Raw genomic sequence first — 15,058 nt, 5'->3', positions numbered from 1 at the left:
AAACAGTGACACGCTGTAGGCTCCTATTAGGGCCAGCGACAGTTGGTACGGTGTCCGTCTTACGGCGGCCGGGTATGGAGTGAGGTTATGCGTCGAGCCAAGATTGTTTGTACTATCGGTCCCGCTACGGAGTCATCTGAAAAGATCCAAGCACTCGTGGATGCTGGAATGGACGTGGCACGCATCAACCGGAGTCATGGGCTTCCAGAGGAGCACGCCAAGGTCATTGAGCGAGTTCGGCGTGCGGCAGACAACTCCGGTCGAGCGATTGCCGTTCTAGTCGATCTGCAGGGTCCCAAGATCAGGTTAGAGACTTTCGCTGACGGCCCGCAGATGCTTGAAGAGGGCGACCGATTCATCATCACAACAAGGGACGTCCCGGGAACCAAGGAAGAGGTCGGCACAACCTTTAAAGGACTTCCCGGTGACTGTCGACCAGGCGACCGTCTACTGATTGACGATGGGAATGTCGGTCTACGTGTTATTTCGGTGACCGACACAGATGTCGTCACTCGGGTCGAGATCCCCGGCATGGTTTCTGACCACAAGGGCTTGAACCTCCCAGGGGTCGCCGTATCAGTCCCAGCGCTGTCAGAGAAGGATCGCGAAGACCTTCGTTGGGCGCTTCGACAGGGCGCAGATTTTGTCGCGTTGTCGTTTGTGCGCGACGCATCAGATGTCAATGATGTCCGGGCGATCATGATTGAAGAGGGACACTTTGTCCCGGTGATTGCCAAGATCGAAAAGCCGCAAGCCGTCGAGAATCTGGCGGAGATCGTCAAGGCATTCGATGGGATCATGGTTGCTCGCGGGGACCTGGGTGTTGAGATGCCCCTTGAGCAGGTTCCCCTCGTGCAAAAAGAAGCCATCGAGATGGCGCGCCGGGCTGCTAAGCCGGTGATCGTGGCAACCCAGGTCATGGATTCCATGATTAAGAATCCTCGTCCGACCAGAGCCGAGGCATCTGACTGTGCCAACGCTATCCTCGACGGCGCGGACGCAGTGATGCTCTCCGGGGAGACATCGGTAGGAAGTTTCCCGATTCAAGCTGTAAGGACGATGGCTCGAATCATCGAGAACACTGAAGAAAACGGGGGCGACCGAATCGCTCCTCTCGGTGAGTTCCAGTCCGATCAGTCCGGCGTCATTTGCCAGGCCGCAGCTTCGTTAGCTGGCACCCTGGGAGCGCGATATCTGGTCACATTTACCCTTTCGGGCGCTACTGCTCGGCAGATGTCGCGAATGCGTAGTCCGATTCCGCAGATCTCGTTCACCCCTCTTGAAGAGACCCGTAGGCAACTTGCGCTGTCGTGGGGCGTGGAATCTTACAAGCTTCCGACTGTTCAGCACACTGACGACATGGTTAACCAAGTGGATCAGGTTGCACGGGCAGCTCGCATCGTTGACGGCGGAGAGAAACTGGTGATAGTCGCTGGCATGCCACCGGGGGTCCAAAAGAGCTCCAACTCTATTCGTGTTCACACCATTAGTGGTGGACCCGAAGAGATGATGACAGTCTCAAACTTCTCTCTTTAGTCTGACTGAAGGGGCGGATTATCCTCTGACTAAAGACAAAATGACGCAGGCGCGCCGTAGCAATTCCCCTCACAGCGGTGGAAGCGGCGCTCGGATTGCGTTAGTCTGCCTTTTGGACTGAAAGGACAAAATGGCGAGCAAAACCAAGTCGACGCCGCGGCGAGCACTGATTGGCGCGCTGTCTGTCATCGCTCTTTCCATCCCTGCCATGGCTGCATCTGCTGTGTCACCGGACGCCAGTAAGGCCGATCAGACCATCGCCGATCCACACGAGGGACAGAAGGTTGTCCGCGTTGGTTCCATTCCCTATCGGACCATCGTCATCGAAGATGAGAACCTGCCCGAGGGAGTTGAGGTTGAGGAACAGGCGGGCGTTAACGGAGTGACCAATGTTTATGCCGCAGTCAGCGACACGGTTCTGAAGTACTCGGGACTGTTTCCTGAAGTTGTTACGCCACCAACCGACCGTGTGATTCATCGGGGCACAAAGATCGACTTGCCGGTTGCAAAAGAACCCGAACCGGAGCCAGAACCGGAACCCGTCATAGAGGTGGTTGAACGGAGCCAGACCATTGAGGTCCCGCAGACCACAAGTGTTGATTATGGAAGCTTTAGCAGTACCGGGCAGTACAGCGTGGACGACCTGATGTACATGGGAGTTATCGGCTGGAATGGTTTCAAGTTTACGTACTACTCCCAAGGCGTTCTACCGGGTGGTGGGTTGGCTATTCCTGGTCGTCATGTGAACGAGGGCGGTTTCGTCGCAGATGGTGACGGATACATTGTCCTTGCCGCTCCGCCAGGAGTTGCTCATGGCACGGTGTATGGAACCCCGTTCGGTTACTCGGGCAAGGTTTATGACACGTGTGCTTCGTGTACCTCTTCGCCGCTCTGGCTTGACGTCTATATCCGCTAGTAGCACGACCGAACTAGGTTGCCTGGACAGAGGTGGGCATACGTCACCAGCGCTTTTTATAGTGCCTTTGTCACGAAGGTAGCGTGTATGTTCGCTTCCGAGACTTAGGAAGCCGAAACTACTTGGGTAAGGCTGGCCTCGGCTCGTATGTCACCGCAGTTACGTGAACCTATTTCTGTGCGAGTTCTCTCTTGATTGAAGCTGGAGTGCCCGCCCAGGTCGCCGCGGCGTACTTGCCCAGTTTCTCACCACGACTGACCTTCTCGTAAGAGTCCCGCAACTTCCCTAGCCGCCCACTCGAAAACTCCATGCGGAAAACCTCTTTCGCTACGCCAGAATCAAAGGACACTTCACAACTGTGCCACAAGAGGAGAGCGAACGTGTGGCGAGACACAAAAGGAACTGTGTCCCGCCACATCGCAGAGTACCCCGAGTGGGATTCGAACCCACAACAAGCCGGGTTTGAGCCGACCGCCTCTGCCAGTTGGGCTATCGGGGCATACTCGGATGCCGCATGAGAATCATTCCGCCCTGAGCCTCACAATTCGTCATGGAGCAACTGGACAAGGATAGGATAAGACCTATTCACTCTACAAATAGAAAGATCATCATGACATCAGAGACAGCGCAGTCGAAGCGGGTTCTGGTTGCTGAGGATGAGGCTCTCATCAGGCTCGATATAGTCGAGACCCTCACAGCAGCCGGGTTTGACGTTGTTGCAGACGTCGCAGATGGAGCAGAAGCGGTCGAGCAAGCACTTGAGCTTGAACCTGACCTCTGTGTCCTCGACGTGAAGATGCCGAAGGTTGACGGGATTACTGCCGCTGAGCAGATCCTCAAAGAACTTTCTTGCGCGGTCGTTATGCTCACGGCTTTCTCTCAGGCCGAACTGGTTGAGCGGGCAGCTGAGGCTGGTGCAATGGCCTATGTCGTGAAGCCTTTCGGGCCGAATGATTTGATCCCAGCCGTGGAGATCGCACTGTCTCGGCATGCCCAGATTGAATCGCTTGAGAACGAGATCGCTGACCTATCCGAGCGCTTTGAGACTCGAAAGGTCGTTGACCGTGCCAAGGGCCTACTTATGGAGAATATGGGGATGACGGAGCCCGAGGCGTTCCGATGGATCCAGAAGACTTCGATGGATCGTCGCCTTTCGATGCGCGAGGTTGCCGACGCGGTGGTTGAACAGGTCGCAGGAGAGTAATAAATGGAGTTTTCGAGTGGGCGGCTAGGGAAGTTGCGGGACTCTTACGAGAAGGTCAGTCGTGGTGAGAAACTGGGCAAGTACGCCGCGGCGACCTGGGCGGGCACTCCAGCTTCAATCAAGAGAGAACTCGCACAGAAATAGGTTCTCTTTGTAGCAGAGTTTGAGTATCTGTCGGTATGGTCGCTCTGGCGCGGATCATGCGGTTCGTGAAGGATGAATCGGTCACACCGGCGGATATTGCAGGTTTCCGACTCCCTGTCTCGGGCTGCATGTGGGAGTATCTGCCATTGTGGCAGTGCGCCAGTGTGGCTCATCGATTTCCTCATGTTTTTGGTCTGTGTCGGGCCGCATATGCAGGTGTTTTCTATCTGCGCGAACCCAACACGTCCCTCTGGTGGATCTCACTAAAGACGAGTAGAGACATGATTGGTGCGCGTCTAAACCAGCCTCAAAAACGGGCGGGCGACCAGAACCGAGAAACTGGCGTCAACTCCAAGGTCCCATTCCAAGGTGAGAACGTGACACACAGGCGCACCTAACCACCCCAAAGCAACCCCACTCCCAAAGACCCAACAAAACCTTTATGGTTCGATGATCATGTTTCTTGCAAGGCAGGTTGAGATAACTCGTCCGTCTTGGTCAGTGACTGTAACCTCGTGAACCGTGGTACGCCGCCCAAGATGAACGGCTTTTGCCACGGCGGTGACGGTGCCAGAACGGATCGAGCGAACATGGGCCATTGTCAGATCCGTACCAACGGCCACCAACTCGGTTCCTGATTCCTCTCCGACTTTCCAAGCGTGCCTAGTCGCCGCGATCGACCCGGCACTTTCACAGAGCGCCGCGGTCGCGCCACCGTGCAGTATTCCGAGGATCTGAGTGTTTCCCTCGACCGGCATCCGGATAATTGTCTCATCCGCCGTCGCGCTAATCAGGTCCATCCCCATCTTTGCCCCAAGAGCGCTCTCATAACGTTCACGTAGTGCAGGACTGTCTCCGCTACTGGGCGAATCCAGCCCGGGGTTATGAGGCGAGATGCTTCCTCGGATGTCACTTCGTGATGGGCGCTCGGTCTGCCGTTCCTGTTCCATAACCCTTAGGGTTGCATATGTGACCACAAAACTGCTTGTTATTGACGGCCATTCGATGGCGTTCCGCGCGTTCTATGCCCTACCTGTTGACCGATTTGTCACTTCTGGCGGACAGCACACCAACGCTGTCTATGGATTTCTCTCGATGTTGGTGAAACTCCTCGACACTGATCAACCGACCCACATTGCTGTGGCCTTTGACGAATCGAGAGTTTCCTTCCGCACCGAACTGTTCCCCGAGTACAAAGGCACACGCGACTCGGCCCCACCAGAGTTTGCTGGTCAGGTTGAGCTTATCCGCGAAGTACTGGACGCAATGGGAATCAAGCAGACCCAGGTGGTGAATTACGAGGCTGACGACATTATTGCAACCCTTGCCACCGAGGGGGTGGACGAGGGGTACGAGGTTCTTGTTGCATCGGGAGACCGAGACACATTTCAACTGGTAAACGACCAGACAACGGTCATCTATCCGGGTCGCTCTACCTCAGATCTCGTGTACATGACCCCGGCGCGAATCGAGGAAAAGTACGGTCTACCTCCAGCTCAGTATCCGGAGATCGCGGCGCTGGTCGGTGAGACTTCAGACAACCTTCCCGGCGTCCCCGGAGTCGGGGCGAAGACCGCAGCGCAGTGGTTGGCGAAGTTCGGGGGACTTGACGCTCTGCTTGAGAACGCCGAGCGGGTGACTGGTAAACGAGGTGAAGCGCTCCGCGAACATCTTGAGGAAGTCAAGATGAACCGTAGGCTCAACCATCTACTAACTGACATGGACCTGCCGTTTGGTCCCGACGACTGCGTTGCTGAACGCCCAGACCTAATGGAGCTTCAGGTCCTGTTCGACAGTCTTGAGTTCGGGAGCCTCCAGGGGCGGATCCTCAAGGCAATGGGACCGCTGTGGGGAGATGAAAGACAGGGGCCGATAGAGCAGACAAAAGAGGTCGAGGAGAGTTCTACCGAAAAGGAGAAGGAGAGGATTCTTGTCGACCCAAAGACCGACCTCTCGCGTTATCTCGGTCGCTTCGTAGCCGAGGACGGTGACTCGATTCCAGTTGCTCTCTGGGGTGAGGGAAGGCTTTCAACAACCGACGCGGACCTGACTGGATTGGCACTTACGAGTGGCCCACTCACCATTGTCTTGGATCCGGCAGAACTCAGTGATGAGCAGGGGGAGGCGGTGGCTATCTTCGTCGCCACCCATAGCAACCTCATCGTTCATGGGGGCAAATCACTCGCACACGCAATGGCGACCCGTGGCTGGGAACTGGCGACCCCCTCTTTCGACACTGAACTCGCTGCGTACCTGGCAAGGCCAGGGTTACGTTCATATGACTTGGCAGTGGTAGCAAGGCAGATTCTGCGGCGTGAGGTTAGCGGCGAAGACGACGGTGCTTTGCTGGCCATTGAGGACCTAGAGGGGGCGGAAGACAGTTTCGGAGGGCCGCCCGCTCGGATGGCGGAGAACGCCAGGACGGTTATGGATCTAGTCGCGCCCCTGCGAAAGTTCTTGGCCGAGCATGATCAGCTTTCTCTACTGAGCGAGCTTGAGATTCCCGTCTCTGGTGTTCTTTTCGAAATGGAACGTATTGGGATCGCTATTGACCTTCCCCAGCTCCGAGGTCTACGCGACGAGTATGCCGCGGAGACCCAAAGGGCCGCCCAGGATGCCTATGACGCAATCGGCCATGAAACCGCGCTCGGAAGTCCGAAACAACTGCAGGTAGTGCTGTTCGAAGAACTGAGCATGCCCAAGACGCGTAAGACCAAGACTGGCTACACAACCGACGCGGAGGCTTTGCAGGAACTGTTCATAAAGACAGAACACCCCTTCCTTGAAGCTTTGCTACGTCACCGTGATCGCACAAAACTGGTCCAAATGATCGACTCGCTGCTGTCAGTCGTGCAACCTGATGGGCGCATTCATACCACTTTCAGTCAGACTGCTTCGGTCACGGGGCGACTCGCCTCCTCTGACCCGAACCTTCAGAACATTCCGGCCCGCAGTGAGGCCGGGATTCGAATCCGTGAGGCCTTCGTCGCAGGTCCGGGTTTCGAGAACCTAATGAGCGTGGACTACTCCCAGATTGAGATGCGAATCATGGCGCACCTCTCTAAGGACAAGGACCTGATCGAAGCGTTCAATTCGGGGGAAGATTTGCACCGGACCATGGCCTCTCAGGTCTTTGGTGTTCCAATAAGCGAAGTAACGCCCGAACTGAGAAATCGAATAAAGGCCACCTCATACGGCCTGGCATACGGGTTGTCTCCCTATGGGCTCTCCCGGCAACTGGGAGTGTCGGTGGAAGAAGCGACTCACCTCCATCACCAGTACTTTGACAGATTTGGCGGAATTGGCCGTTACCTACACGAGGTCGTCGAGGAAGCCGCGCAGACCGGCTACACCGAAACGATGCTGGGTCGCAGACGGTACTTTCCCGAGTTGCGATCCGATGTGCGTCGCGTCCGTGAGAATGCAGAGAGAGCTGCCCTCAATGCGCCGATCCAGGGCAGCGCGGCCGACATCATCAAACTCGCAATGATTGACGTCGCAAGGCGGTTGCATGATGGGGGCTACCAGTCACGAATGCTGTTGCAGGTTCACGACGAACTGGTGCTCGAAATTGCCTCCGGCGAGTCTGACGAGGTCGCTAATCTGGTCGAAGAAGCTATGGGCAATGCCGTGAAGCTTTCTGTCCCGCTGGACGTGGCGGTAGGTGAGGGACACTCCTGGAGAGACGCAGCCCACTAAATCGACGGTTTTCCACGATTTTTGTGTGCGAAACGTAATAAAGCGACCGGGGGTTCACCGGGGGTACGCTGGTAGACTTTTTCGGGTGTTCGCGGAGTAGTTTGCCCAAAATGGGTTGCCGTGAACCACCAAGTAATGTCCACCTACTATTTTGTCCGTCTCGGAGCACACGACTAAATGACAAGTTCTTCCACCTCAACAGCCACTGCTACACCTCAGGTTGCAGTCAATGACATTGGTTCTGAAGAGGACCTTCTCGCCGCAATCGACGAGACCATTAAATACTTCAACGATGGTGACATCGTGGAAGGCACGGTCGTAAAGGTAGACCGAGACGAAGTCCTTCTGGACATCGGATACAAGACAGAGGGCGTCATCCTAGCCCGCGAGCTTTCGATCAAACACGACGTGGACCCCGATGAGGTTGTTGCGGTCGGAGACAAGGTCGAAGCCCTGGTTCTGCAGAAGGAAGACAAAGAAGGTCGCCTGCTGCTCTCTAAGAAGCGCGCACAGTACGAACGTGCTTGGGGAGAAATCGAACGCATCAAGGAAGAGGACGGCGTTGTCACCGGTACCGTTATCGAGGTCGTCAAGGGCGGCCTGATTATGGACATCGGTCTACGTGGCTTCCTGCCGGCATCGCTGGTTGAAATGCGTCGTGTTCGCGAACTTGGCCCGTACATCGGCCGCCAGCTTGATGCCAAGATCATCGAGCTGGACAAGAACCGCAACAACGTGGTTCTGTCCCGTCGCTCGTGGCTTGAACAGAGCCAGTCCGAGGTTCGTACCAACTTCCTTAACACCCTCCAGAAGGGACAGGTCCGAAAGGGCGTCGTCTCCTCGATCGTCAACTTCGGTGCGTTCGTTGATCTGGGCGGCGTTGACGGCCTGGTGCACGTGTCTGAACTGTCTTGGAAGCACATCGATCACCCGTCAGAGGTTGTCGAGGTTGGCCAGCCTGTAGAGGTCGAGGTCCTTGAGGTCGACATGGACCGTGAGCGCGTCTCGCTGTCCCTTAAGGCGACCCAGGAAGATCCTTGGCAGACCTTCGCGCGTATCCACGCCATCGGTCAGGTCGTTCCCGGTCAGGTCACCAAGCTGGTTCCGTTCGGTGCGTTCGTTCGCGTCGAGGACGGAATCGAGGGCTTGGTTCACATCTCCGAGTTGGCACAGCGCCACGTCGAGATGCCTGAGCAGGTCGTCAAGGTTGGCTCCGAAGTCTTCGTCAAGGTCATCGACATCGATCTTGAGCGTCGTCGTATCTCGCTGTCGCTGAAGCAGGCTAATGAGGGCGTTGATCCAGAGTCGGAAGACTTCGATCCTTCGCTGTACGGCATGGCCGCCGAGTACGACGAGAACGGCAACTACAAGTACCCCGAGGGCTTCGATCCAGAGACTCAGGAGTGGATGGAAGGGTACGACGCTCAGCGTGAGGCTTGGGAGAGCCAGTACGCGGAAGCTCAGGCCCGTTGGGAAGCTCACCGCGCCCAGGTTGCCGCGGCTGCGGTTGCCGATGCGGAAGAGGTCCCAACTGAGGTAGAGGCAGCGGCTTCATACTCCAGCCCCGACTCGTCAGAGGGAACGCTGGCATCTGATGAAGCGCTTGCCGCACTGCGCGACAAGCTGACGGGCGGCGAGTAGTCACTAGCTAACTAACAACGAAGACGGGGCGATCCGAAAAGGTCGCCCCGTTTCGTTACTCTGAAGGGAAGGAAAAGCGGTTGGGTGCTATCGAGATCGCTGGAACTCTGAGGTCCGGTCTGGCGACGGCTGAGGTCCTATCCGTTCCCAGAGCCGTTGTTGATCGACGCCTAAAGCACGGGCACCGTCTCTATCTAGGTCTGACCGGCGGTATAGGATCTGGAAAATCGTCCCTAGGCTCCGGACTGGCAAACGCCGGGGCAGTCGTTATCTCTGCAGATGAGCTTGCACGTGAGGTGGTGCTGCCAGGCTCTGTCGGACTGGCCGAAATAGTTGAAACGTTCGGCGAACAGGTTCTCTTTGATGATGGATCACTCAACCGCTCAGTTCTTGCCGAGCTTGTTTTCGCTGATGGGGAAGCGCGAGTAAAGCTTGAGAAGATTACCCATCCACGAATCGCCGGAGAAGCCAGGTCTCGGGTCATGGCTACGCCATCAAACTCACTACTCGTCTACGATGTGCCGCTTCTAGTGGAAAATCAGATGGCTGACCAGTTCGATATGGTCATTGTCGTAGATGCTCCCATCAATCAGCGCCTAGAAAGACTCGAGAATCGCGGCCTCGTCCGAACCGATGCGCTAAGTCGACTCGAAGCACAAGCTGATGAGGAGCAAAGACGGGCGGTCGCGCATATTTGGGTTAAGAACCGCGGGACGCAGGCGGATCTTGATCAACTGGCATCGGCAATGGTCAGAGAGTGGTTTTCTCCGGTTTTAGATGAGGCGTAGATCACTATTAATGTCGCACTTTGGTTGCGGTACGCATCAGCCGAGGTGACCAGCTACCTAAGCGTGCTGAAGAACTGTTTAATTGCTTGGCACGTGTTTTCCCATTGATAGTTGAGTAACGGAGGAAATTAATGAAGACTTCACGACGCTCTCTCACAGCTTTAGCGGCAGGCGGGGTCCTCGCGATGGTCCTTGCTGCATGCGGCAGTGCTCCGAGCGGAACCGAATCAGATTCGAGCGAGTCTGGTGAGCAATCATCGGATTCGGCCACAGGCTCGTCAACAGGTACCGATCCTGCGGCCAAGGTCTGTATGGTTGCCGGCCTTGGGGGACTGGATGATAAGTCCTTTAACCAGTCCGGTTGGGAAGGCTTACAGCGAGCGCGTGACGACCTCGGAATCCAAATCGAGGTCTCAGAAACATTCTCGGATGAGGACTACGTGCCACACATCGAGAATATGGTTCAAGAGGGCTGCGATATGGTCGTCGGGGTCTCGTTCATGATGACCCAGGCAATGACCGATGCCGCCAAGAAGTACCCGGACGTTAAGTTTGCTTTGGTTGATGATGTCTTCCCGGAGGAGCTTCCGAACGCAAAGGGTGTTGTCTTCAATGCTGCTGAGGCAACATATCTCGCAGGCTACCTGGCTGCAGGGATGACAAAGACTGGAAGCGTCGGCGTTTTTCTTGGAGGCAAGATCGTCCCGACCATGCTGTTCGCGGACGGATATGTCGATGGCGTAGCAAAGTACAACGAAGTTCATGGAACTGATGTAAAAGTTGTCGGCTGGGACAAAGAAGCTCAGGACGGAATTGCCACCGGTGATTTTGAGAATGTCCAGCGTGGACTTGAGTTCACCAAACGCATGATCGATCAAGGGGTTGACATTATCCTGCCGGTGGCAGGCACGGTTGGAAGCGGTGCCCTGGCGGCGGCCGCTGAGAGCAAGGGCGTATCGGTCATCTGGGTGGACGTCGACGGCTACTACTCAGAGCCTGACTACGCGCAGTACATCCTCACTTCGGTGCTCAAAGAGATCGGTAACGCGCTCTACACGACTGTTGAGGAACTGGTAAATGATCAGTGGTCGGATAGTGACTACATCGGAACCCTTTCGAACGAGGGCGTGGGCCTGGCTCCATGGCACGACTTTGAAGACCAGGTTCCCGCTGAGCTGAGTGAAGAAATCGATCAAATTCGTCAGGACATCATCGACGGAAAAATCGATGTCACCTCAACGAACGCCCCGAGCTAAACCGTAATCTCGGGCGCGATTTCAGACTCATCGGGCATTGCGGCCGCTCGTAGACTGCCATAACTGAGCAGGCTTGACTTCACCCTTTAGCGAAGTCTAAATGCTAGCCCGGGACTCTGTCGGAGTCTCGGGCTAGCATTGCTCTGCAAACAAATGGGGGTGGAGCGCAATGAGCAGCGAACTGAGATTGCCACAGGACGTGGAGCAACTGCGTGCGGAGGCACCCTTCGAGGTCATCTCCGAGTTCGACCCTTCGGGCGATCAACCACAGGCGATCGCCGAAATGGTCAGGCGCATTAACGACGGGGAACAGGACGTAGTCCTACTGGGCGCAACCGGTACCGGCAAGTCCGCGACGGCGGCTTGGCTCATCGAGCAAATTCAGCGTCCGGCACTGGTGATGGCGCCGAACAAGACCTTGGCCGCTCAGCTCGCATCGGAGTTTCGTGAATTGCTTCCGAACAATGCCGTCGAATACTTCGTCTCTTACTACGACTACTACCAGCCCGAGGCATACGTACCCCAGACGGATACCTACATCGAGAAAGACTCGTCGATTAATGACGAGGTAGAAAGACTGCGACACTCAGCCACCAACTCCCTCCTGACCAGACGTGACACCGTGGTGGTGTCCTCAGTTTCGTGTATCTATGGTCTTGGAACTCCAGAAGAGTACGTGGCACGGATGATGCAACTACACGTCGGCGACATCGTCCCCCGCGACCAGTTACTCCGCTCATTTGTTGAGATGCAATACTCCCGCAATGACATGGCCTTCACCCGAGGGACCTTCCGAGTGCGGGGGGACACGATTGAGATCATCCCCGTCTACGAAGAACTGGCGATCCGCATCGAGATGTTCGGTGACGAGATTGAGGCAATCCAGGTTCTCCACCCGCTTACCGGTGAGGTGGTTCGTGAGGTGCCAAACGTACACATTTTTCCCGCCACGCACTATGTAGCTGGGGAAGTCCGAATGGCCAAGGCAATCGAGTCGATTGAAAAGGAACTAGAAGAGCGCGTCTCCTGGTTCGAGAAACGTGGCAAGCTCCTTGAGGCACAGAGACTCCGGATGCGTACCACCTACGATCTTGAAATGATGCGCGAGATGGGAACTTGCGCCGGGATCGAGAACTACTCACGCCACATTGACGGACGTGAAGAAGGAACCCCACCGCACACCCTCCTAGACTTCTTCGCCGATGATTTTGTCCTAATAATCGACGAGTCCCACGTGACGGTGCCGCAGATCGGGGCAATGTACGAGGGAGACATGTCGAGAAAGCGCACGCTGGTTGAGCATGGGTTCCGGCTCCCTTCCGCGATGGACAATCGACCCCTGAAGTGGGACGAATTCCTTGAACGGATCGGCCAGACCGTCTATATGTCGGCAACACCCGGACCTTACGAGCAGGCGAAAGACCCCCATCCAGTCGAACAGATCATCAGGCCGACAGGGCTGATTGACCCCAGAGTCATCGTCAAACCCACCGAGGGACAGATCGATGATCTTCTCGAAGAGATCCGTGTCCGCACCGAACGCAATGAGCGTGTTTTGGTCACCACTTTGACTAAAAAGATGGCGGAGGATCTAACCGTCTATCTCGCTGAGCGCGGGGTAAAGGTCGAATACCTGCATTCAGATGTCGACACTTTGCGCCGAGTAGAGTTGCTTCGAGAGCTGCGCCAGGGCAAGTTTGATGTGCTGGTAGGAATCAACCTGCTTCGTGAGGGGCTGGACCTCCCGGAGGTATCGCTCGTCGCGATCTTGGACGCAGACAAGGAGGGCTTCCTCAGGTCCACCAGATCACTCATCCAGACCATTGGCCGCGCCGCGAGAAACGTCTCCGGGGAAGTTCACATGTACGCGGACAACGTTACGGACTCGATGAAGGCAGCCCTCGACGAGACAGAACGTCGCCGCGAGAAGCAGATCGCCTACAACAAGCTACACGGAGTAGATCCCCAGCCCCTGCGAAAGAAGATTGCGGACGTGACCGACATGCTTGCCCGCGAGAATGTCGACACAGAAGAACTTCTGGCTGGTGGCTACCGAAAGTCTGTGGCAACGCAAAGAACGAAAGACTCGGTGTTGCCGCCGGTGTCCAAGAGAGACTCGCTGCCCGAGGCCGAGAGCGAGCTAATCGCTCTTATCGAAGATCTTTCGGACCAAATGCTTTCGGCAGCCGAGGAGCTCAAATTTGAACTCGCTGGCCGCCTACGCGATGAGATTCAGGATTTGAAACGAGAGCTACGCGGAATGCAGGAAGCGCACTAGAATTCATCGGGTCCTAGGAGCGGAGCTTGCGTTCGATGTGATCATCGAACGCAAGGATTGTTGCGGAGTTCTAGGATGTTCTGGTGCCATCTGAACCCAGAATAGCCAAAGAAAACCACGACGGTCTTGAGCGTGCCCTCGGCAACCGCCATATTCAGCTAATTGCAATCGGCGGTGCAATCGGCACCGGATTATTCATGGGCTCCGGCAAGACCATCTCGGTTGCGGGACCGTCTGTGATTCTGGTCTACATGATTATCGGCTTCATGCTGTACTTCGTCATGCGTGCGATGGGAGAGTTGCTACTTAGTCGAACCAGCTACAGAAACTTTGCGGACTTCGCAGGTGACATTCTCGGACCCTGGGCCGCATTTTTCGTGGGCTGGACTTACTGGTTCGCATGGGTGGTGACCGGCGTTGCCGATGTTATCGTCATTGCTTCGGTGTATGTGAAGTTTTGGATCAGTGAAGATCTACTCCCGGTCTGGATTACCGGAATGGCGGTGGTCGTTCTTCTGGTGCTCCTAAACCTGCCTTCGGTGAAGGGATTTGGTGAGACAGAGTTCTGGTTCGCAATGATCAAGATTGTCGCAATAGTAGCGCTCATCATCGTTGGACTGGTACTGATACTCACCGGCTTTACGCACGAGTATGAGAGCGGCACGTCTACTGCGTCCTTCATGAATCTGTTCAATCAGGAGGGCGGATTCTTTGGCGGTGGACTGATGGGATTCATCATGGGGTTCCAGATTGCGCTGTTCGCATTTGTTGGAATCGAACTGGTGGGTACTGCCGCTGCCGAGACCAAGAATCCTGAGCACAATCTTCCAAAGGCAATTAACGCTATTCCGATCCGAATCATCATCTTTTACGTTGGTTCGCTCATAATCCTGATGTCTGTTGTTCCGTGGCAGAACTTCAGCAAGGACGAGTCACCGTTCGTGATGTTGTTCTCGTTGGCGGGCCTTGGAGCGGCCGCACATCTGGTGAACATGGTGGTGCTAACATCTGCCGCTTCATCGGCTAACTCTGGCATCTATTCAACCTCCAGAATGGTTTACGGCCTGGCGACCGAAGGCGATGCGCCGCGCATATTCGCAAGGCTTTCAAAGCGCCGCGTCCCACAAAACGCTCTGTTTCTGTCTGGCGTCATGCTCCTAAGCTCCCTGCTGTTGTTAGCGACAGGGCTAGATAAATCGCGAGGTTTTTCCATAGTTACAACGATCTCCTCGCTGGTTTTCATGTTTGTTTGGGGCATGATTATGGTCAGCTATATCGTCTACCGAAGACGCCGTCCAGAGGACCATGCTGCTAGTAAGTTCCAGATGCCGCTCGGGCGGATCATGCCCTTCGTGGTGCTGGCGTTTTTCGTTTTTCTCATCTGGGCGTTTACCAAGGACCCCGACACTTTGGCGGGACTCCTTGCAACGCCCATCTGGTTCACCCTGGTCGGAGTCGGCTACCTTTTTGTGCGTAAGACTCCGGCTCACTCGCAGGCACGTCTGGAGCATAAACGGCGGGTAAAAGAGGAACTTGCTTCCGCCAAAGCCTGGCGTCTCGCCCGCAGGTAGGAGCGAAAGGAAATACCCCTCATCC

Annotated in this window: 12 protein-coding genes and 1 tRNA gene; 10 read left to right on the top strand and 3 right to left on the bottom strand. The window is 55.8% G+C overall.

Features of this window, described 5'->3' with window-relative positions:
* Window positions 1-87 precede the first annotated feature (87 nt).
* Together pyk and U6G28_09705 are read left to right on the top strand one after the other, a co-directional pair.
* Window positions 88-1,536, top strand: a complete 1,449-nt coding sequence (gene pyk, locus U6G28_09710; protein WRS29787.1) for a pyruvate kinase — start codon at window positions 88-90, stop codon at window positions 1,534-1,536.
* 130 nt (window positions 1,537-1,666) lie between these two features.
* Complete coding sequence (locus U6G28_09705; GenBank protein ID WRS29786.1) at window positions 1,667-2,452, top strand: G5 domain-containing protein; 786 nt, start codon at window positions 1,667-1,669, stop codon at window positions 2,450-2,452.
* A gap of 169 nt (window positions 2,453-2,621) precedes the next feature.
* On the opposite strand, the gene U6G28_09700 is transcribed toward U6G28_09705, so the two are convergent.
* The gene (locus U6G28_09700; protein WRS29785.1) at window positions 2,622-2,801 is read right to left on the bottom strand and encodes a hypothetical protein; all 180 of its coding nucleotides are present in this window, start codon (window positions 2,799-2,801) and stop codon (window positions 2,622-2,624) included.
* 76 nt (window positions 2,802-2,877) lie between these two features.
* Window positions 2,878-2,951: transfer RNA gene (locus U6G28_09695), tRNA-Leu, on the bottom strand.
* A gap of 111 nt (window positions 2,952-3,062) precedes the next feature.
* Here U6G28_09695 and U6G28_09690 point away from each other — a divergent pair.
* The gene (locus U6G28_09690) at window positions 3,063-3,656 is read left to right on the top strand and encodes a response regulator (protein WRS29784.1); all 594 of its coding nucleotides are present in this window, start codon (window positions 3,063-3,065) and stop codon (window positions 3,654-3,656) included.
* 3 nt (window positions 3,657-3,659) lie between these two features.
* Window positions 3,660-3,800, top strand: coding sequence for a hypothetical protein (locus U6G28_09685; GenBank protein WRS29783.1), 141 nt, complete (start codon window positions 3,660-3,662; stop codon window positions 3,798-3,800).
* Window positions 3,801-4,240: 440 nt separating this feature from the next.
* On the opposite strand, the gene U6G28_09680 is transcribed toward U6G28_09685, so the two are convergent.
* Window positions 4,241-4,750 carry a PaaI family thioesterase gene (locus tag U6G28_09680; GenBank protein ID WRS29782.1) on the bottom strand — a complete coding sequence of 170 codons (510 nt, stop codon included), beginning with the start codon at window positions 4,748-4,750 and terminating at the stop codon, window positions 4,241-4,243.
* 19 nt (window positions 4,751-4,769) lie between these two features.
* Between U6G28_09680 and polA the strand changes: the two genes are divergently transcribed.
* From polA to U6G28_09650, 6 genes are all read left to right on the top strand, one after another.
* The gene (gene polA / locus U6G28_09675; protein WRS29781.1) at window positions 4,770-7,499 is read left to right on the top strand and encodes a DNA polymerase I; all 2,730 of its coding nucleotides are present in this window, start codon (window positions 4,770-4,772) and stop codon (window positions 7,497-7,499) included.
* A 177-nt stretch (window positions 7,500-7,676) separates the two neighbouring features.
* Entirely contained in the window at window positions 7,677-9,140 is a 1,464-nt protein-coding gene (gene rpsA, locus U6G28_09670) for a 30S ribosomal protein S1 (GenBank protein ID WRS29780.1), read from the top strand.
* Between the two features lie 80 nt (window positions 9,141-9,220).
* Window positions 9,221-9,928, top strand: coding sequence for a dephospho-CoA kinase (gene coaE / locus U6G28_09665; protein WRS29779.1), 708 nt, complete (start codon window positions 9,221-9,223; stop codon window positions 9,926-9,928).
* A gap of 131 nt (window positions 9,929-10,059) precedes the next feature.
* Window positions 10,060-11,184 (top strand): BMP family ABC transporter substrate-binding protein, encoded by a 1,125-nt coding sequence (locus tag U6G28_09660; GenBank protein ID WRS29778.1) that lies wholly within the window; start codon window positions 10,060-10,062, stop codon window positions 11,182-11,184.
* A gap of 169 nt (window positions 11,185-11,353) precedes the next feature.
* A complete protein-coding gene (gene uvrB / locus U6G28_09655) occupies window positions 11,354-13,462 on the top strand; it encodes an excinuclease ABC subunit UvrB (protein ID WRS29777.1) in 2,109 nt (702 codons plus the stop codon).
* Between the two features lie 83 nt (window positions 13,463-13,545).
* On the top strand, window positions 13,546-15,033 hold the full coding sequence (locus tag U6G28_09650) for an amino acid permease (GenBank protein WRS29776.1): 1,488 nt from the start codon (window positions 13,546-13,548) through the stop codon (window positions 15,031-15,033).
* Window positions 15,034-15,058 lie beyond the last annotated feature (25 nt).

Source organism: Actinomycetaceae bacterium MB13-C1-2, from assembly GCA_035621235.1.
Classification (GTDB): Bacteria; Actinomycetota; Actinomycetes; order Actinomycetales; family Actinomycetaceae; genus Scrofimicrobium.
This window is presented reverse-complemented; position numbering and strand designations above follow the sequence as displayed.